This window comes from Mesorhizobium sp. P3_A8, from assembly GCF_056402995.1.
Genome location: NZ_JBFUGI010000016.1, coordinates 25,864 through 44,436 on the forward strand (window position 1 = coordinate 25,864; position 18,573 = coordinate 44,436).

General features: G+C 59.6%; 15 protein-coding genes and 1 pseudogene. 6 read left to right on the forward strand and 10 right to left on the reverse strand.

What is annotated here, in order from left to right; genetic code table 11:
• Positions 1–2: 2 nt before the first annotated feature.
• The 7 genes from AC1DX4_RS30100 to AC1DX4_RS30130 form a co-directional block, all read right to left on the reverse strand.
• Entirely contained in the window at positions 3–380 is a 378-nt protein-coding gene (locus AC1DX4_RS30100) for a c-type cytochrome (RefSeq protein ID WP_477223780.1), read from the reverse strand.
• A gap of 31 nt (positions 381–411) precedes the next feature.
• Positions 412–1,290: a cytochrome c oxidase assembly protein gene (locus AC1DX4_RS30105; protein ID WP_477223781.1), complete on the reverse strand. Its 879-nt coding sequence runs from the start codon at positions 1,288–1,290 to the stop codon at positions 412–414.
• Positions 1,291–1,582: 292 nt separating this feature from the next.
• Positions 1,583–2,185, reverse strand: a complete 603-nt coding sequence (locus AC1DX4_RS30110) for a cytochrome c oxidase subunit 3 (RefSeq protein WP_477223782.1) — start codon at positions 2,183–2,185, stop codon at positions 1,583–1,585.
• A complete protein-coding gene (gene ctaD / locus AC1DX4_RS30115; RefSeq protein WP_477223783.1) occupies positions 2,182–4,092 on the reverse strand; it encodes a cytochrome c oxidase subunit I in 1,911 nt (636 codons plus the stop codon). Before ctaD ends, AC1DX4_RS30110 begins: the two co-directional genes overlap by 4 nt.
• Positions 4,089–5,078, reverse strand: a complete 990-nt coding sequence (gene coxB, locus AC1DX4_RS30120) for a cytochrome c oxidase subunit II (protein ID WP_477223784.1) — start codon at positions 5,076–5,078, stop codon at positions 4,089–4,091. The genes ctaD and coxB overlap by 4 nt, the downstream gene beginning before the upstream one ends.
• Positions 5,075–5,659, reverse strand: coding sequence for a c-type cytochrome (locus AC1DX4_RS30125; RefSeq protein ID WP_477223785.1), 585 nt, complete (start codon positions 5,657–5,659; stop codon positions 5,075–5,077). Before AC1DX4_RS30125 ends, coxB begins: the two co-directional genes overlap by 4 nt.
• Positions 5,660–5,689: 30 nt before the next feature.
• A complete protein-coding gene (locus AC1DX4_RS30130; RefSeq protein ID WP_477223786.1) occupies positions 5,690–8,086 on the reverse strand; it encodes an FdhF/YdeP family oxidoreductase in 2,397 nt (798 codons plus the stop codon).
• Positions 8,087–8,505: 419 nt separating this feature from the next.
• On the opposite strand from AC1DX4_RS30130, the gene AC1DX4_RS30135 reads away from it, so the two are divergent.
• From AC1DX4_RS30135 to katE, 3 genes are read left to right on the forward strand one after another with little or no spacing between them, the layout of a single operon-like run.
• Positions 8,506–8,814 carry a hypothetical protein gene (locus AC1DX4_RS30135; RefSeq protein ID WP_441935437.1) on the forward strand — a complete coding sequence of 103 codons (309 nt, stop codon included), beginning with the start codon at positions 8,506–8,508 and terminating at the stop codon, positions 8,812–8,814.
• 13 nt (positions 8,815–8,827) lie between these two features.
• Positions 8,828–9,295: a DUF6894 family protein gene (locus tag AC1DX4_RS30140; protein ID WP_477223787.1), complete on the forward strand. Its 468-nt coding sequence runs from the start codon at positions 8,828–8,830 to the stop codon at positions 9,293–9,295.
• Between the two features lie 35 nt (positions 9,296–9,330).
• Complete coding sequence (katE, locus tag AC1DX4_RS30145; RefSeq protein WP_477223788.1) at positions 9,331–11,445, forward strand: catalase; 2,115 nt, start codon at positions 9,331–9,333, stop codon at positions 11,443–11,445.
• Positions 11,446–11,607: 162 nt separating this feature from the next.
• Here the strand turns inward: katE and lov are convergent, their stop codons facing one another.
• Positions 11,608–12,642 (reverse strand): blue-light-activated histidine kinase, encoded by a 1,035-nt coding sequence (gene lov / locus AC1DX4_RS30150; RefSeq protein ID WP_477223789.1) that lies wholly within the window; start codon positions 12,640–12,642, stop codon positions 11,608–11,610.
• A gap of 232 nt (positions 12,643–12,874) precedes the next feature.
• Here lov and AC1DX4_RS30155 point away from each other — a divergent pair, with 232 nt between their 5' ends.
• From AC1DX4_RS30155 to AC1DX4_RS30165, 3 genes and pseudogenes are all read left to right on the forward strand, one after another.
• Positions 12,875–13,120, forward strand: coding sequence for a hypothetical protein (locus tag AC1DX4_RS30155; protein WP_477223790.1), 246 nt, complete (start codon positions 12,875–12,877; stop codon positions 13,118–13,120).
• Positions 13,121–13,184: 64 nt separating this feature from the next.
• Positions 13,185–13,415: pseudogene (locus AC1DX4_RS30160) on the forward strand (cysteine hydrolase); the annotation flags it as partial.
• A 49-nt stretch (positions 13,416–13,464) separates the two neighbouring features.
• On the forward strand, positions 13,465–13,728 hold the full coding sequence (locus AC1DX4_RS30165; protein ID WP_477223791.1) for a cysteine hydrolase family protein: 264 nt from the start codon (positions 13,465–13,467) through the stop codon (positions 13,726–13,728).
• Between the two features lie 60 nt (positions 13,729–13,788).
• Here the strand turns inward: AC1DX4_RS30165 and AC1DX4_RS30170 are convergent, their stop codons facing one another.
• Together AC1DX4_RS30170 and AC1DX4_RS30175 are read right to left on the reverse strand one after the other, a co-directional pair.
• Positions 13,789–14,319: a YciE/YciF ferroxidase family protein gene (locus AC1DX4_RS30170; RefSeq protein WP_477223792.1), complete on the reverse strand. Its 531-nt coding sequence runs from the start codon at positions 14,317–14,319 to the stop codon at positions 13,789–13,791.
• Positions 14,320–15,044: 725 nt separating this feature from the next.
• A complete protein-coding gene (locus AC1DX4_RS30175) occupies positions 15,045–18,368 on the reverse strand; it encodes a DEAD/DEAH box helicase (protein WP_477223793.1) in 3,324 nt (1,107 codons plus the stop codon).
• Positions 18,369–18,573 lie beyond the last annotated feature (205 nt).

The window sequence follows — 18,573 nt, forward strand, 5'->3', positions numbered from 1 at the left end:
GTTCATTGGGCATAAAGATACGCTGCAAGATCCCGCGCTTCCTGTTCAGAAATCCCCGATTGCGGCATGGCCGTCTGCGGGAAGAAGCGCTGCGGCGAAACGATCCAGGCGACCAGATTGTCTGGACGGTTTTCCAGGGCACCCGCGATATAGACGCGCTTCGACAGTTCCGTCAGCGGCGCCCCAGCCTGGCCGTCCGCCCCAGGAATCCCGGAGATCGTGTGACATCCGGCGCAGCCATAGCGACGAAAGATCGCCGGCGCTCGACCGGGATCGCCCCCGGTCATCACCCTGGCAATGGCAGCTCTGGTATGGTTGTCACGCACGACACTGGTCGTGACAAACGCGGCGGAAGCCACGACGATAAACACCGTGGCCATGGCGACCCCGCCGGGGGCTGATGCGAGCGGACTAGACATTTTGCGCCTTTCTCTCGCTCGAGCCTCTGATCCAAAGCGCCAGCATCGTCAGTGCCGCACCTGCATAGACGGTGCCGGCGGGGATCCACATGATCATGCCTGCCAGTTGTTGGTCTTCAAGCGGCGTCAAGCCCCATGCGATCGCGGCTTGCGTCTGCGCGGCGTACAAGACGCGGGGAGCGAGAGCCATCAATGCGCCCAGAACGCTTGTGTGGATCATAGTGAAAAACAGATGCCAGGCCGCCGAGCCGTAATCGCTTCGCCAAACAAGCGCCCACCAAAACAAGATCGCCGTGGCGAAGAAAGTGAGGTGCTGAAAGCGATGCACTGTGGGGTTTGTAACGGCGGCGTCGAAGACTATCGGAACGTGCCAGGCCCAGATTGCAACGCCATGCAAGATGGTTGCGCTGGTCGCGCCTGTGCTCCTGTCCCACAGCACGCGCAATAGAGGCGCCCGCATCAGCATTCCCGCCGCCATACGGGCCCTGGCGGGCAATCCCCACAGCAGGATTCCAATCGGCCGCGCCAACACGATCAAAGGGGCCGATACAGCCATGACGATCTCGTGCTCGATCATGTGAAAGGTAAAGAGGTGTTCGCCAAGCCAGTGAAGAGGGGACAGCAGCGCACCAGCCAGAGTGAGCATTCCAGCGCTGTAAAGGCAGATGCGGTGGTACATACCCCCGGGCCGCCTTGTGCGTCGGGCCAGTCTTGCCGCTCCCACGCAATACAGAACTGCCAGCGTCCCGAGTGGCACCACCATCCACGGATCGAAAGTCCAGGCAGGCTCCAATCCATGCGCATCGTCGCCATGCGCCATGGCCGGCCAGGCCATCATACCGCAGATCAGGGCGCAGATCAGCGTTGGCATGCGTCCAGCAGCATCGTGGCTGCCTCCTGCAACAACAGGGCAAAGACAAATGCCAGCGCGATCAGAAATCCCGCGTCAACAATAAAGCGCCTGGTCTGGACCGTCCCGTGTGAAGCCGTACGCGCTGCAGTTAGGCCAGCGATCGAAACAACCAGAAGAACCCCGCAGAGGACGGCGCTCCACGGACTATTCTGTCGGCAGTCAATGTAGGGCATGATCTGGCCAAGCTGGGTGCTGAGCGCCCAGGCTAGCGGCGCGACACCAAGTCCGGTCCATTGCAACCATGTTTTTCTCAAAGCCGAGGTATCCAATAAAGGCAGGCGTACATGGGCAACCACGTCGCAACCACGAAGTTCCAGTACATCGCGTTGTCGCTGACATCTCCGAACCGGCGCGGCGTGTCGCCATGCCGGGAAAACATCAGGCAGGCGAGTACCAGCGTCTCGATCACATCCGTCAGGATGTGGGTGGTGTGGAGGCCAAGCATAACCCATACAATCGAACCGTATGCGTTTTGATCCCACTTGATATGCATCGCCGGAAACTCGAAGACACGCAGGACCAGAGGCACTATTCCCAGTATGGCCATGACGATCAATCCGAGGCGAACCTTTCGCAGATCCTGATCGCGCGCCCAGCGTGCGAGGAGGATGTTGGGAACAAGGCTTGCCAGCAGAAGGGCTGTCAGCGCCGTGCCGGCGAACAGATCCGGCGGCGGGGCGCCCAATGGCCATCGCGGCGCCAGGCTCATCAGGTAGAGATAGATCACGATCGAGAGCGCAAAGCCGGTCCCTTCGATGAGCATGAAAGCGAGCGTTCCCCACCATGACGGGCTTGCGGTGCCAAGGCCATGCGCTGGGAGCTCGGTCAGATCGAGCACGATGTTTTCTTTCATGACTCGTCCTCCGGCACGCCCTTGGGCCAGAACCAGCCTATCAGTGAGACCGCGACCGGGATGGAACCCCAGACAACCGCCCATGGGCTGAATATGGACCAGACCAGCGTTAAGGTGGTCGCAAGCGCTGCCCAAAGCGGCCAGATGGAATTGCCGACCGATGATTCCCGCGCTTCCGGAATGCCCTCAACGACGCTGGTGATCAAAAGCTCACGACGGTCGACCCGCAAGCCGGCGGCGACGGGCGGGGCGGCCTCCTCCGCCCACAGGGGTTCACTGCTGCCGACCACGGGTAGCCTGGCAAAATTGTAAGGTTGCGGCGGCGACGCCGTCGCCCATTCAAGCGTAGAGGCTCCCCAGGGGTTAGCACTCGCGACGGCGCCTGACCTGGCACTGCGGATGGCATCGATGAAAAACAGAAGGAAGCCAGCGGCCAGGACGATTGCGCTAAGGCTAATGAACATGTTGAGGCCGGCCCAAGGCATCTCGGGCTGATAGGTGTAGATGCGACGCGGCATGCCTTGAAGACCCAGGATGTGCATGGGAAAAAACGTCAGGTTGAAGCCGACAAAGATCAGGCCGAAGACCCAGCGGCCAAGGGTCTCGCTCATCATTTTGCCCGTCAGCTTCGGGAACCAGTAATAAATCGCGCCGAGCAGCGGAAAAACCGCGCCGCCGACCAGGACATAATGGAAATGGGCGACAACGAAATAGGTGTCATGGACCTGGGTATCGAACGGAACCGAGGCCACCATGACGCCGGTGAGGCCGCCAATCACGAAGATCACCATGAAGCCGATGACGAACAGGAACGGCGTTTTGAAGATCGGCTTTCCCGCCCAGATGGTGGCAAGCCAGCAGAAAATCTGCAATCCGGCCGGGACTGCAATCGCCATGCTGGAGGCGGTGAAAAAGCTCTCTCCCAGTCGTGGAAGACCAGCAACGAACATATGATGGACCCAAAGGCCGAAGGCGAGGACCCCCGTCGCCACCAAGGCCATAACCATCGCCAGGTAGCCAAACACTGGCCGACGCGTAAACGTCGCTACAATGGTCGACACCATGCCCACTGCCGGCAGGAAGATTATGTAGACCTCGGGATGACCGAAGAACCAGAACAGATGCTGCCACAGCAACACATCGCCGCCTTCGGCAGGGTTGAAGAAGTGCGTGCCGACAAGGCGATCGAGGATAAGGCTTGTGCTTGCGATCATGATCGCCGGCATGGCCAGAATGATAAGAAACGACGTCACCAGCATCGACCAGACAAATAACGGAATCCTGTCGAGCGACATCCCCGGCGCGCGCTGCTTGAACACGGTCACAACGATCTCGACGGCGATGGCGAGGGCGGAAACCTCGGTGAAGGTGATCATCTGTGCCCAGATATCGGCGCGTTTCCCCACGCCATATTGCGGCCCCGACAAGGGCACGTAAGCGAACCATCCGACGTCCGGGCCGGTGTCGACGATGAAGGCAATCCACAAGAGCAGGCCGCCCGCGACATAGATCCAGTAGGAAAATGCGTTGAGGCGCGGGAAGGCGATGTTGCGTGTCCCCACCATCAAAGGCACGAGGTAGACGGCCATCGCCTGCATGACGGGGACGGCGAACAGGAACATCATGTTCGAACCGTGCATGGTGAAAATCTGGTTGTAGCGATCGGGTCCGATGAACCTGGCTTCAGGCTGCGACAGTTGCAGCCGCATCAGCAGCGACAGCACCCCTCCAAGCGCCAGGAAAACAAAAGCTGTCGCGATATAGCGTCGGCCGATCACCTTGTGATCCACTGTCGACAGGGCGCCCCACAGCCCCGGCTGCGCTGACCAGGTCGAGGCGAGGGCCTGCGTGAGCTCCTTATCGCTTAATGCCGTGTCCCTGAGCCCATCATCCTTCGAGCGGGTCATTTCAGGCTCTCCATATAGGCCGAGATATCCTGGAGCTCGATACTGGTCAGCGGCACCATCGGCATGTTGTTTCCGGGCTTCAGCGTCTGCGGATCGGCGATCCATGCGGCCAGTGAACCGCGCGTGGTCTCGACGAGGCCGGCCGCGATTGTTTGACGACTGCCGACATGGGTAAGGTCAGGTCCGGTGGTGCCGTTGGCGGCTGTGCCCCGAATGGTGTGGCAGGCGGCGCACGGCTTTGCCAGAAAAGCCGCGCGTCCGGCGGCGACGTCAGGACCCGTCGTCGGATTTGCATCAGCACTCTGTGACGCGATCCAGCGTGCGTAGTCGGCTGGCGCCTCGGCGATGACCATCACCGCCATATGGCTGTGCTGCAGTCCGCAGAATTCGGCGCACTGACCGCGATAGACACCGGGCTTCTCGGCCCGCAGCAGCAGGCTGTTGGAGCGCCCCGGGACAAGATCCTGCTTGCCGGCAAGACTGGGGATCCAAAAAGAGTGGATGACATCAGCGCTTTCAAGCCGAACATGAACATCCTGACCAACAGGGATGTGAATTTCGTTGGCGGTCTGAAAGCCAGGTGTTTCGGAGGAACCGGCGTAGATTACCTGCCACCACCATTGCTGCCCTCTTACAGTGATCGTTATAGAGGCTTTTTCCGGAAGGCCGATGCCGCGGGTGGTGTAGAAGCTGGCAACCGTCATGCCGGCAATCATAATGGCGGTCGCGGCCACTGCCGCAGTTACGACCACAGTCAGCCGCCGTTGCCGGATTTCCGTTTCGTCCCGCTGGCGTCTGCGCCACAGTGCGCCACCAAGCACGAGCATCACAGCAAGCCAGATTACCGAGCACAGGGCCACGATGCCGATAATCAGGTGTTCGATATGGAGCGCGGGCGCGCCAGCGGGGTCGAGCGCGGACTGGTTTCCGCTGCAGCCGCACGCGATCGTAGCGGCCCACAACGCGATGACGCGCGCGGCTCTCAAGGCGATGGCCCCTGGTCAGGGTGAACCCCCGCCGGCCCCTGGTCGAAGAGGATTTTTGCCGGACCACGATTTTCGGCAGGGCGGGTGTGTTTGTCATCGTTGCGACTGGGCGCCGCAACTTTGGGCTTATAAGCGCCAATCGTTTGAACATAGCCGGCGAGCTGCCATATCTGCTCGGTCGTCATCCGGTCGCGAAAGGCCGGCATCCCATGCGGCCGGCCGTCCCTGACGGACGCAACAATGGACACGATCTCGGGCCCGTACAGCCACCAGCCGTCCAGGAACGACGGACCAGCGCCGCCGCGACCATCACCATGGCATGCCGGGCAGCCGAACCAGGCGTAAAGACGCTTGCCCTGGCTTAAATTGTAGGCGTCCGTTTCGTATGGCTTGCCCGACGCAAAATAACTCGCGGGCGGCGTTCCGCTGATGCCATTTGGCATCAGCCGAAATCCATCAAGATCAGACGCGACAGGCGGATCCAGCCGAAGCTCTCGCGGCTCGCGACGCCATCCCAAGGCGGCGCTGGCGATGCCGAGCGCTATCGCCGCAGCCGCAAAGGCGCCATTCGAGTAGCTCATCTCCCTCTTCATCATTCGCCTACAAGGGACTCAACCATCCTGGGACAGGGTTGATCGGCTCAAACGCACTGGCAAAAGTTTGTACGAAGGGGTCTTGGACTTTGGATCGTGATGCGCCAAGGGAAACAGCGGATTTGTCTCAGGATAGTAAGCCGCACAACAGCCCTTGGGAATGTTGTACCGGACGATCCTGAGGCCACCGACGCTGCGAACGCTGTTGCCATCGATTGCTGTCGTCATGTCGACGATGTCACCGTCGACGAAGCCCAGGCGAGCGATGTCTTGTGCATTCATGAATACAATCCGGCGCGTGCCTTCAACGCCACGGAAGCGGTCACTGTAGCCGTAGATGGTTGTGTTGAACTGGTCGTTGGAGCGCAGCGTGGCGAGATGCAAAACATCTGCTCTGTCGGCGGCTGAAAAGTCGGGGAAAAGCTTGTCCGGCGTGATAAAGTTCGCCTTCCCCGTTTTCGTCACCCATTTGCGCTCGCGCGCCGGCAGCGGTCTCGCGAATCCGCCGGGCTTGAAAAGCCGTTCGTTGAAATCCTTGAAAGTTTCGGGGTAAGTCCGCTCAATGGCATTGCGGATCTCGGCGTAGTCGCCAACCCAGGCGTCCCATGGAACCTTGTTTTGCCCAAGCGTAGCCTTGGCAATGCCGGCAATAATGGCCGGTTCGGAGAGAAGTTCAGAGCTCGCCGGTTTGGTCTTGCCCCGCGAGCCATGGAAATGAGCGATCGAGCTTTCCATGGACACCGCTTGCGGTCCACTCGCCTGCTGGTCGAGTTCGATGCGGCCAAGGCACGGCAGCAGATATGCGACCTCTCCATGCAGGACATGGCTGCGGTTGAGTTTGGTGGCTATCTGAACGCTCAAACGAAGTTTGCGCCATCCCTCTTCCATGGCGGCGGTGTCTGGCACCGCTCTGAGGAAATTGCCGCCAAGGCTGATAAACGCACGGGACTGACCCGTCATAATCGCTTCGCACGTTTCCACCGTCGAGCGACCGGTCCATTGCGGCGGCTCAAAGCCATAGAGCTCGGAAAGTTTGTCGAGGGGCGCCAGGCCTGGCTTCTCCGTAATCCCGACGGTGCGCTGGCCCTGCACGTTGGAGTGACCACGAACGGCGCAAATATTCGCCCCGGGCTTGCCGATGTTGCCGCGCAGCAGCGCGAGGTTGCAGACCATGTGAACGTTCTCGACGCCCATGAGCTGTTGTGTCAGGCCCATGCCGTAGACCATCATGACTGCGTTTGAGTTGGCATAGGTGACGGCGGCCTTCTTCATTTCGGCGCGTGTCAGCCCCGATACGCGCTCAAGCTCGTCCCATTGGTGGGCGCGCGCAGCTGCTGCGAATTCCTCGAAGCCGGTCGTGTGTTCCTTGATGAAATCGTGATCGAGAACGTGCTTCTTGGCAGCGGATGCCATCGATGCCGCAAAGGCAATCATGGCTGCGTTGTCCGGATCTTTTGGCGTCGCATCGCGTCCGGCGACAGGGTTTTGACCGGAGGCCTTCAGGGCGTCGTCTGCTTCGATAAGAGCCTTGCAGACGCCGAACAACGCTGCGATATCGCCGCCGTTGTTGACCTGATAATATTGCGACGAAATCGGTGTCTCTTTCCCGGTCAGCATCTGGACGGGTGATTGCGGATTGACGAAGCGCTCCAGCCCGCGCTCCCGCAGCAGGTTGAAAGTAACAATCTTCACGCCTCGGTTGACTGCGTCTTGCAGATCATGAAGCAGGCGTGGCGAGGATGTCCCGACATTCTGGCCAATGTAGAATATACAGTCCGTGTTCTCGAAATCGGACAAAATGGCGGTGCCGACCGATGCGCCGATGCTCTCGGGAAGCGCAACGGAGGAGCTTTCATGGCACATGTTCGAGCTGTCGGGCATGTTGTTGGAGCCGTACATCCGCGCAAACAGCTGGTACATGTAGCTCGCCTCGAGTGACGCCCGGCCGGATGTGTAAAGATCGGTCTGATGCGGGTCCAGAGCGCGCAACTCCCTGCCGATCTCTTCGAATGCAGCGGGCCATTCGACCGGCACATATTTGTCGCTGGCAGCGTCCCAGCGCATGGGGTGCGTCAGCCGACCCTCCTCTTCGAGATCGTGATCCGACCATCGCTCGAGTTCGCTCAGCGTGTGCTTGTCGAAGAACGCCGGGCCCGCACGTCGCGACGTGGTTTCCCAAGCTGTCGCCTTGGCGCCGTTCTCACAGAATTCGAGCGGATGCGGCTGCGCCGGCTTTGCCCAGGCGCAGCTCACGCACATATAGCCTTCGGGCTTGTTCTGCGTCGACAGCAATCGGCTCCCTTTCAAGGGAACATGTTCTTTTAGGAGAACACCAGCCACGGATTTCGCTGAGCCCCACCCACCGGCGGGCCCTTTATACGGCTTGATAGTGGCTGTTCTCGTGTTCGACGCCATTTCCTACCTCGTTTGCCACAGCGAGATTTCCGTCGGTCTCGCTCTCATTTGCCGTGGACGCCCAAGCAACGCCACCTCGCCCACGGCGTCCTCCCTTCGCCGGCACGGGATGACTTGCTGGCTGCGACATGCGCGACAATGCGAAAGGCAGGCCCAATCGACGTTTCCCGGCAATATGAAACTTGGGATCTGCCTGACGGTTCCACGCATGGGACCGACTTCGTTTTCCTCAACTTTTGCCACCGATTCCTGGCGTCGGAGAAGCGTTGCGTCGGCCGCTTCGGGATGCATGGCGGCTCTGGAACCTCGTCTCGTGTGGAAAGTTGTCGAACGTCCCGAAGGAGATTCCGCGATGGCGCGTCCAGCTAGCAGACCCGTTGTCCCGCCCACCATCGGACGTATGTGATGGAGAAAAATCCATGAACGTGGCCAACCTACAGCTGGAGGGGCTGCTGATGGCGGTCGCAGCGGTCAACAATGCCCTGGTACGGAAGGGACTCCTCTCGATCGATGATATCGATAGGGCCTTGAAAACCGCGGAAGCCTCGTTCACCGGCGACGAGCGCCTGTTCGAGGACATGTCACCGGCAAACCGTGATGCCGTCTGCTTCCCTTTGCGCCTTCTGCAACTCGCGAACACCAGCCAGTTCGAAGCCGGCGTGCCACCGTTTTCAGAGTTGGCCAAGCAGGTTGGGATCACCAAACAGCCTTACAACGACCAGATGTGAAGGGAGCATAGGTATGGAGGTTCTGGAAATCATCGTTGCCAACAACGTGGTGGAATTCCGCGGCGAGGGTGGTGACAATATACTCGTCACTGTCGCGCAACCGGCGGTTTTATCCCCTAAAGAGCTGATCGAAAAATCCAAGATCATGCTTTTGCATGCCGCCAAATTTGGTGTCGAGGAAGAGAATTCTGGCGAACAGCGGATAGCCGATGCGGGGGATGAGTATCGGCTTGAGTATCATGACAATGGGGAGATCCGTGACGTGAGTGGCCTGGTCTTTCCCGATCTGGACGCGGTGCGCGACGAATGCAGGCGCTCGGCGGAGGATTTGTGGAAAGACGCCCTGTCTCGGGGTGAAGCACCGGTGGGCTGGGCCGTCAGGGCGCGTGACCGTCGCGGTGACATCGTCGCCACGGTCGATTTTTCCGACTTGCAACGCGCCGCCGCCGAGCTGGATCAACGACCTCAGTCCGAAATTTGAGCCCGTCATTCTCAAGCATTTCAAAGGAGAGCACTATGCCGCGTAAGCCAGCAGCCGAAGCCAACGCATCGTCCGCCACCGTCCACGACTTGACCTTGGTCAGAGGCCAGGGAGGAGAATTGCATCAAGTTGCGGAGGGCGAGACTGACGTCCTGACAACAGCCCAGGGCGGGCCGGTCTCAGATGACCAGAACACGCTCAAGATCGGCGCACGTGGTCCCACGCTGATCGAGGATTTTCATTTCCGCGAGAAGATTTTCCACTTTGACCATGAGCGCATTCCTGAGAGGGTAGTGCATGCGCGTGGCTATGGCGCCCACGGCTTTTTCGAAACCTACGAGTCGCTCGCAAAATATACGCGCGCCGACATCTTCCAGCGAGCTGGAGAAAAAACGCCGGCATTCGTGCGGTTCTCGACGGTGGCCGGCAGCAAGGGGTCATTCGACCTTGCCCGCGACGTCCGTGGATTTGCCGTGAAGCTTTATACCAAAGAGGGCAACTGGGATATCGTGGGAAACAATATCCCGGTGTTCTTCATTCAGGACGCGATCAAGTTTCCCGATGTCATCCATTCGGTCAAGCCGGAGCCCGACCGTGACTTCCCGCAAGCGCAGTCGGCGCACGACACGTTCTGGGACTTTATCAGCCTGACGCCGGAATCGATGCACATGATGATGTGGGTGATGTCGGACCGCGCCATCCCGCGCTCTTTCCGCTTCATGCAAGGGTTCGGCGTACACACCTTCCGGCTCGTCAATGCGGCCGATGAATCGACTTTCGTGAAATTCATCTGGAAGCCCAAGCTTGGCATGCAATCAGTCGTGTGGAACGAAGCGGTCAAGATCAACGGCGCCGATCCCGACTTTCATCGCAGGGACCTCTGGAACGCCATCCAATCAGGCGATTTCCCCGAATGGGAGTTATGCCTGCAATTGTTCGACCAGGAGTTTGCCGACAATTTCGACTTCGACATCCTTGATCCGACCAAGATGATTCCGGAGGAGATCTTGCCGCCGATACCTGTCGGGCGTCTTGTTCTCGACCGGATGCCGGACAATTTCTTTGCCGAGACCGAACAGGTCGCGTTCATGACCCAGAATGTTCCGCCTGGTATCGACTTCAGCAACGATCCGCTGCTGCAGGGCCGCAACTTCTCCTACCTCGACACACAGCTGAAACGCCTGGGCAGCCCCAATTTCACGCATCTGCCGATCAACGCGCCGAAATGCCCATTCCATCATTTCCAGCAGGACGGCCATATGGCGATGCGCAATCCGGTTGGACGAGCCAACTACCAGCCGAATTCATTCGGCGTCGGCCCGCGCGAATCCCCTGACCGTGGGTTCCGTTCCTTCGCTGACGGGGAGGATGGCCAGAAGGTCCGGCTGCGGCCCGAAAGTTTCGCCGACCACTACAGCCAGGCTGCCCAGTTCTTCAACAGCCAGACCCCACCCGAGCAACGCCACATCGCTCAGGCCTTGACCTTTGAACTGAGCAAGGTTGAAACCCCAGCCATCCGCGAGCGGATGATCGCGCACTTGCTGAACATCGATGAGGGACTGGCTGTCACGGTCGCCGACAAGCTCGGCATCACCGAGATGCCGAAGCCGGCCGACGCCGCTGTATCGCCGCGCACGGATCTCGAGCCCTCGCCAGCGCTGAGCATCATTGCCAATGGCCCGGAGAGCTTTGCTGGCCGCAAGGTTGGCGTCCTGATCGGCACCGGCACGGACGCCGGTCTCTTCAAAGCCTTGCAGGCTGCCATTGAGAATGAAGGGGCCGCCATGGAAGTTATCGCGGCAAAGGTCGGCGGCGCGGTGGCCAGCGATGGCACCAAGATTGTGGCCAAGCATATGATCGATGGCGGCCCATCGGTATTGTTTGACGCGGTCGCCATCCTGCTCACCGAAGAGAGTGCCAATCTGCTGGCCGGCGAAGCAGCGGCTCGCGATTTCGTGGCGGATGCCTTTTCTCATTGCAAGTTCATCGGCTTCACGCCCGGCGCCGTGCCGCTTCTGGCCAAAGCGGGCGTCGAGCCCGGGGCTGACGAGGGAATGCTGCCGCTGGCTGACAAGGCGAGTGCCACGGATTTCATTGAAAGTTGCAGGGGTCTGAGGCTGTGGGCGCGGGAAGCCGCAGTCAAGCTGTGAAGCCGCGTCTTCAGGCTTGCAAAAGAAGGGCCCGCAAAGTGGGCCCTTCATTTTGCTGAATTTCTGACAGAGCACAGCTTCGAATGGTGTGCACATCGTGTCGGCGCTGACCGACGCAGCTTTTGCCGCTACGACTGCTCGCTCATGTGCGGTGAACGGTTGCTACGTTTCGCTGGTGACGTTAGGCACCTCGACGACGATTCGAACGCCGCGATCTAACCATTCGCGCTCGGTAGATCCTTGAAGCTGCCGCCGTATCGTAGCTTCGGCGATCACAGTGCCAAAGCCTGCCTTTCGGATGCCCGCAGGCGGCGGGCCTCCCGTTTCTTCCCAAACGAGCGCGAGCCCTTTGGTTTGCGGGATTTCGTTCCAACTGATTGCGACCTGGCCGGTGTCGTGCGAGAGCGAGCCATGCGACGCCGCGTTTACGGCGAGCTCATGAATGAACAACGCAAGCGGTTGGACCGCATGAGCTGCAAGCATGATCTCTGGGCCGCTCAAAACTGCCCGTGACGCCCCGTAGGGCTCTATCTGAGTGCGAATGGCCTCCCGTAGCGGAATCTGATGCCAGCCGCGCCGGGAAAGCAAGGTGTGGGCTCGGGCCAGAGATTGCACACGCTGCTGTACGGAGGCCGCATACAAGGCAGCGTCGTCCGATCGAGTAAGCCGAACGATGCTGTCGACAAGCGCAAGCACATTGTTGGCGCGATGGTCTACCTCTAGAAGAAGCCGGTGCTCGGAGTCTTCCAGAGACTGGATCCTGCGATAGTCTGTGCGGTCGATTTGAGAGCCGAAGTGATACACAACACGGCCGCTGTCATCGTGAATTGGGCTGAAATGGAGCTGGTTCCAGAAGGCAGATCCATCCTTGCGGTAGTTGAGGAGTTCGACACTGGCCGCGCGCTCCTCTCTTATCGCGGCTCGTATCTCGGAAAGGGCGATTTTGGATGTTGCCGGACCCTGCAGGAACCGGCAGTTTTTGCCGAGAACCTCTCCTGCATCGTATCCTGTTAATTTCAGAAAAGCTTCGTTTGCCAGGACTATAGGGTAATCCTGCTGGGTGGCATCGGTGACCACCATCGGCATGCGTGTCCGCTGAAACGCTGTGGCCGCCAACTCCTTGCGGTCTGGCAGCGCATCCGCCGTGACTGCGGCCGGCTGATCACCGTGAATATGGGACAGGTCTTTTTCGTCCATTAAGGCTTCCTTGGTACCGACTAAAACCTTGAACGTGAGAGGCGTTAAAGCGTTGCCGATCGTTGGCGAATTCGCTGCGGACGCCAATCTGGTCGCGACAATCGTTGACGAAGTTGACGCCTTCGGCCCGAGCGGTGGAACAAGGATCGGGGCCGCAAATTAACAGCAATCGAAATCCCGCGGGTGCCACAAGGGCACCGCCGGTCGCGGTTGATCTGGGTGGAGTATCAAGATGTCACACGAGGTAGAGGAGCGCCGCCTCAAGATGCTTATCGAGCAGTACGTCGAGGTGCGGAAGAAGCGGCACGATGTTGTGTCGGTGAGGCAGGCAGCATCGGCTGTCCTGACTGTCATGAAAGCCTGTCCGGTTTCCAGAAGCCAACTGAACGACATGATCGCCGCAAGCGCCGTGGCTCATGGCCTGGGTGTTGCGTTCGATGCGCAACAATCCTCTCCGCAATTTTCGATCTCGCGCTGACCCTACGGTGCGCGAGGAACCCATTGGCAGCAACGCAGTGCACATCTGCGTCGACATGCAGGCGATGTTCCGCGAGCCGTCGCAATGGTCGTTGCCATGGATGGACCGTGTGCTTCCCAGGATCGTAGATCTTTGCAGCACACAGCCGTCGAGATTGGTCTTCACGCGGTTTATACCGGCTAGGCGGCCCGGCGCCGGGCAGGGGACTTGGAAACGCTACTATGAACGATGGGCAGACTTGACGCTTGAGCGCCTTGGCCCGGGAAAGGTGGACTTGGTCCCGGAGCTTCGAGCGTTTACGCCGCCGGCGCCAGTTGTAGACAAGCCGGTGTATTCGCCTTGGCTTGGCTCGAACCTTCGCACTCTACTGGCGCAGCGGGCGCCGCGACACCGTTATCGTCACCGGCGGAGAAAGAGATATGTGCGTCCTTTCAACGGTGTTGGGCGCGGCAGACTATGGCTTACGTACCATCGTGGTCCAGGATGCGGTCTACAGCGCCTCGGATGAGGCCCATGATGCCATGATCGGGCTGTTCAGCAATCGCTACGGCCAGCATATCGAGACCGCCACCACTGAGCAGCTTGTAAACTGTTCGATTGGTGGGTGACCGACGCACACTGTAAGGGCCACGACGATGTCGCCGTGGCCCTTATTTAAGTGCGTGGGATCAAGCCGCTTTTTGCTGCTCGGCCGCCCTGTCATTCACACCTGATTCACCGAGGGAGGTGAGGGCTTCGTCAGTGGCCTTCTCCTCTTCCAGTGTGGCGTTGAGGAGTTCGACGATGTCATCCTTGCCCAGCGATGTCGCCCAGGCGATCAGCGTGCCATAGCGCGCGATCTCATAATGTTCGACGGCCTGCGCGGCGGCGACAAGGCCCGCGTCGATAGAGGTCGAACCCTTGTATTCCTCCAGAATCTCGGATCCTTCCTCGATGATGCCGTCGATGGCAGGGCAGGTCTTGCCGCGCGCAGCAATGCCAAGGATATCAAACACCTGCTCAAGTCGCTCGACCTGGCCCTCCGTCTCGACAAGATGTTTCTCGAAAGCGGCGGACACCTGGGCGTCCTCCGCGCCCTTGGCCATCTTCGGCAGGGCTTTAAGAATTTTCTTTTCGGCGTAGTATATGTCCTTGAGGCCGTCGAGGAACAGATCCTGGAGGCCCTTGGTGCCGGCACTGGCTTTCTTGGTAGCTGCCATCTGAGAATCTCCTTTGGTTGAAATAACCCCTTCGGGTGCTATTCAAACTCGGATGATCGCGGCGGGTTCCTGCGGAAATCGGGTGTGATCAATTTTCTTTTTAGCCTCGAAAAGCTCTTCAAAAGCGACGCGAAACATGGCCGGGCTTTGGTGCTCGGGGCACCTGCTTGGTGCTATTGTTTCTTGTTTGCTGCTGGGCGTTTCAACGGGTGGCCGCCGTGATGCACGGCGAAGGGTGCCACACGGGGGCTTCACCTACATTACACGGGAACGAACTGCGTCGGCGCGTTTACGCATCGTCATGTCATTCGAGTCTCGGGAAGGCTGCCGACTGGCATGCCGAGCGACCCGAGACATCAAGCAAACAATTCACCGGCCATGGGAGAACAGGGTGACTGAATTTGTGGTGACCACGATTGATGGGAGGCAATTTCGCGCCAGCAGCGTGAACGCTCGATTGTCGAGCCTCGTAGGCCAGTGCAGCACGAAACTGGCTGTCAGGCCAAGCGAGCCTGAGCATTCCGGCCGGGAGACAAACACCGTCTTTTTCAAGCACGGGATCATATCGATCAGTGAAGGAAGCCAAGTACAATCGGATTTGCCAGCGGACAAGCCAGTATCGGCCTAGGCGCTCGCCGTGACAGGCCCGTCCCCTCAATGGGACGAGGCACCGTCCGTGGACCTACCCAGCCAGTGTGAAGCTTCGATCACGCCGGATGAGCCGGTTACAAAGCGTCTAGCACCAGTTCATGAACAGCGGCCAACCGCTCCGGCCCCGGCTGCGTGGCGATCTTAAAAATGAGCCGCCCTTGACGTCGAACGCAGTCGGGGCGCTGGACCAAGCGGTCATAAGAATTGGAACCGGGCGTCGTAAATTCGATTGCTATGGCAATGGGGCCAGCGCCGATCTTGGAGATGCCGGCCTTCACCGCCGCAAGCTTAAGGCGTGCGAAATCGATTAGCATGGTCGTCTCAGATGGCGGCTTTCCAAACCGATCTTCAAGCTCCTCGGCAAAAGCATCGATTTCAGCGAGGGTCTCACAGCGTTGCAAACGCGAATAGAGATTGAGGCGCACCACCGCCTCGGGGACATAGTCGAACGGAAGAGAGCCCGAGAATTGCAGTTCGATCTCGGCTTCAAAGGTCGAGCTGGCATTATTACCCCGCACCTCATCGACCGCCCGTGCCAACAGCCGCTGATAGAGGCTCAACCCGATCAACTTCATGTGGCCGGCTTGTTCCTCGCCAACCAGATCGCCCGCGCCGCGCAGGTCGAGATCGCGGGCACTGATGGCAAGCCCTGAACCGAGCCGGTCAAAAGCAAGCAGTGTCGAGAGGCGCGAGCGCGTTTCCGGCGCGATGTCCTTTCCGGCCTCCGTCAACAAGTATGCCAAACCTTGCAGCCGCCCCCTGCCGACACGGCCGCGCAACTGGTGCAGTTGAGCCATCCCGAACCTGTCCGCTCGAAACACGACGATGGTGTTGGCGCGTGGCACATCCAGGCCATTCTCGATGATGTTTGTCGAAAGAAGGATGTCGCTATCCCCGTTGGCAAAGGTCACGATAGCCTCGTCCATCTCATAGGCGTTCATGTGGCCATGGGCCACTAACACGGACAAATCGGGTACCAATTTGCGCAGTTCAGCAAGCGTGGGTTCAATGTCCTCAATGCGGGGGACCACGCAAAAACTTTGGCCAGCCCGTCGATGCTCGCGCGTAAGTGCTGTCTTGACCGACGCTCTATCGAATGGGGCCAGTTCTGTGCGCACCGGACGCCGCCTTGCCGGTGGCGTGGAGAGCAGGCTGGCTTCCTGCACACCAACCATGGCTGCCGCAAGCGTACGCGGTATGGGAGTGGCACTCATCGACAAAACGTGCAGCTTCTGGCCGAGGCCGCGAAGCGTTTGCTTGAGTTTGACGCCGAAACGGTGCTCCTCGTCGATAACGAGCAGACCGAGATCGGCAAAGGTGACGCCCTTGGCCGCGATCGCCTGCGTCCCAACGACGATCCGAAACGATCCGTCGGCGAGCCCCGCCCTGATCTGTCTTGACTCAGCATCGCCAACAACGCGCGAAAGAAGGGCCACACTCACCTCGGTGCCCTCAAACCTGCGGGAGAATGTTTCGAAATGCTGGCGCGCCAGTACTGTAGTCGGTGCGACGACGGCGACTTGACAACCATTCAAGGCGACAACGGCAGCGGCGCGCAACGCAACTTCCGTCTTGCCGAAACCGACATCGCCGCAGATCAGCCTGTTCATCGCCTTGCCAGAGGACAGGTCTGCGATGACGGCGGCAATCGCATCGGCCTGATCCGCGGTTTCGGGATAAGGGAACCTTGCCGCGAAACGGGCATAAGCAGGTCGTGGTGGACTAATCGCGCGGGCACCGGCTTTCTCACGCTCAGCAGCGAGTCTGACAAGCTGTTCCGCAGCCTCAGCAATCTCGATGTCGAGCTGTGCCCGGCGCTTGGCCCAGCCATCCCCTTTCAACCTGTCGAGTGTCACTGCCTCTTCATCGGCCCCGTAACGCCAGATGCGGCCGAATTCCTCTACGGGCGCCAGAAGCGTGGCTCCTCCATTATATTCAAGCCGTACGGTATCGGTGACCATCCCCTCGACCTCGACGGTCTCAAGGTCTCGCAGAACGGCGATGCCGTGATCTTCATGCAAAACGACGTCGCCGATTCGCAACTCTGGCTCCTGAGCGAGCGAGGGGGCTCCATGATCTCCCGGGTTTAATCGTGTACCGAAGACGTCGGGGGCCGTTACGACCGCAAGCGCTGCTTTGTCATCGACAAAGCCATCGTCGATATCGACATTGAGGCTGACCAAGGTTGCGGGCTCGACGCCCAGTGCCGATGCCCAGCTTTCGGCGTGGCCGACATCAAGCGTCAGATGACGCTGCAGCGTCTTGACCATTCGATCGAGGTCCACAGTAGGGCCGGCGAGGGCGACACGCCGGCCGGTCTGGATCTGTTCGGCAATAAATTTCGCCATGGCCTTTGAAGGGTTGATCTCGACGATAAAGTCGGGCGTTGGCGACAAGCCCTGCAAATCAAGCTTCATCCGACGGTTCGCCAGTTGCTTATCAAGGGTCGGGCGATCCAGGTAGAAGCGTTCTGCGGTCGGCTTGCGGCCTTGCTGCCTGTCGCGCATGCGCCGAGCGTCATCGATCAACGCGATCGCGGCGTCGAAGCGTTCGTCCACAGCCGGCTCCACTGCGATGCGGGCGTGCGGCAAGAGTTCGAAGATGGTGTTGAGCTTGTACCCGGCCCCGACAATCTGCATTTCCATGCATTGTGCTTCCGTAGGTCCAGCCGGCGCTGAGCTGCATTCCAGCAACTCCGTCGAAGGCGCGAGCATGATGTTCTCGAAACTCTCATCTGTGCGTTGCGACACCGGGTTGTATGAACGAATGCTGTCGACGACCCCACGCTCGATTAGAACCCGAAAGGGATGTGGCGCTCCGGATGGAAACACTTCGATGCCCTGACCAAGCAAGGCGAATTCCCCAGGCTCGTCGACCCGATCGTCCATCAGGTAGCCATAAGTCTGCAGGCGATCGCAAAATGCCTCAACATCAACGTGGTCGCCGGTGGCCAGGGATGTGAAGGCCTTTGCAATGGCATCGGCAGGAAGAAAGCGCTGCAGCGCCGCCTCGGGTGACATGACGACCAGGCGAGCACGACTGTTGGCTGGCTTGGCCAAAGCGAGAAGCGCGGTTGCACGTCGTCCCATGCTTTCACGCGATGGCTGGATACGGTCGTACGGCAGGCAGTCCCACGGCGGCAATAAAATCACCTGCGTTTCCGGCATAAACTGCTTGAAAGAAATTGAGACTTCTTCTGCCTGGTTCTCGCTCCTCCCAATGAATATCAGGTCGTCCGCGCCGATTTCCCCTACAGCTTGGATCAGCCGCGCGGCAATCGCGGCAGCTGGCATTCGGCGCGGTCGTGGTGCGTGTTCTTCACTCGGCGCACCCGATTCCGAAAGCGTGTTCGATCCCACCACGTCGATAGACGTTTTTAAATTTTTTCGTCGTTCCATGAAATTGGCCCGAGGTTGCCTTTGCTAACGAGCTTGCGAACAGTGTGTTCCTTTCGCGCAGGCGCGTTGCAAGGGGCGTCGGCCGATCGACTCCTGCTATTGCTGTTCGCTGACGCAAGCCAAGGGAGTCATGCGCGTCAGCATGGGCAAGCATCCCGACTTGGGATCGGGTCTTCCGGACGACGCTCGGTGGCAAAAGCCAACA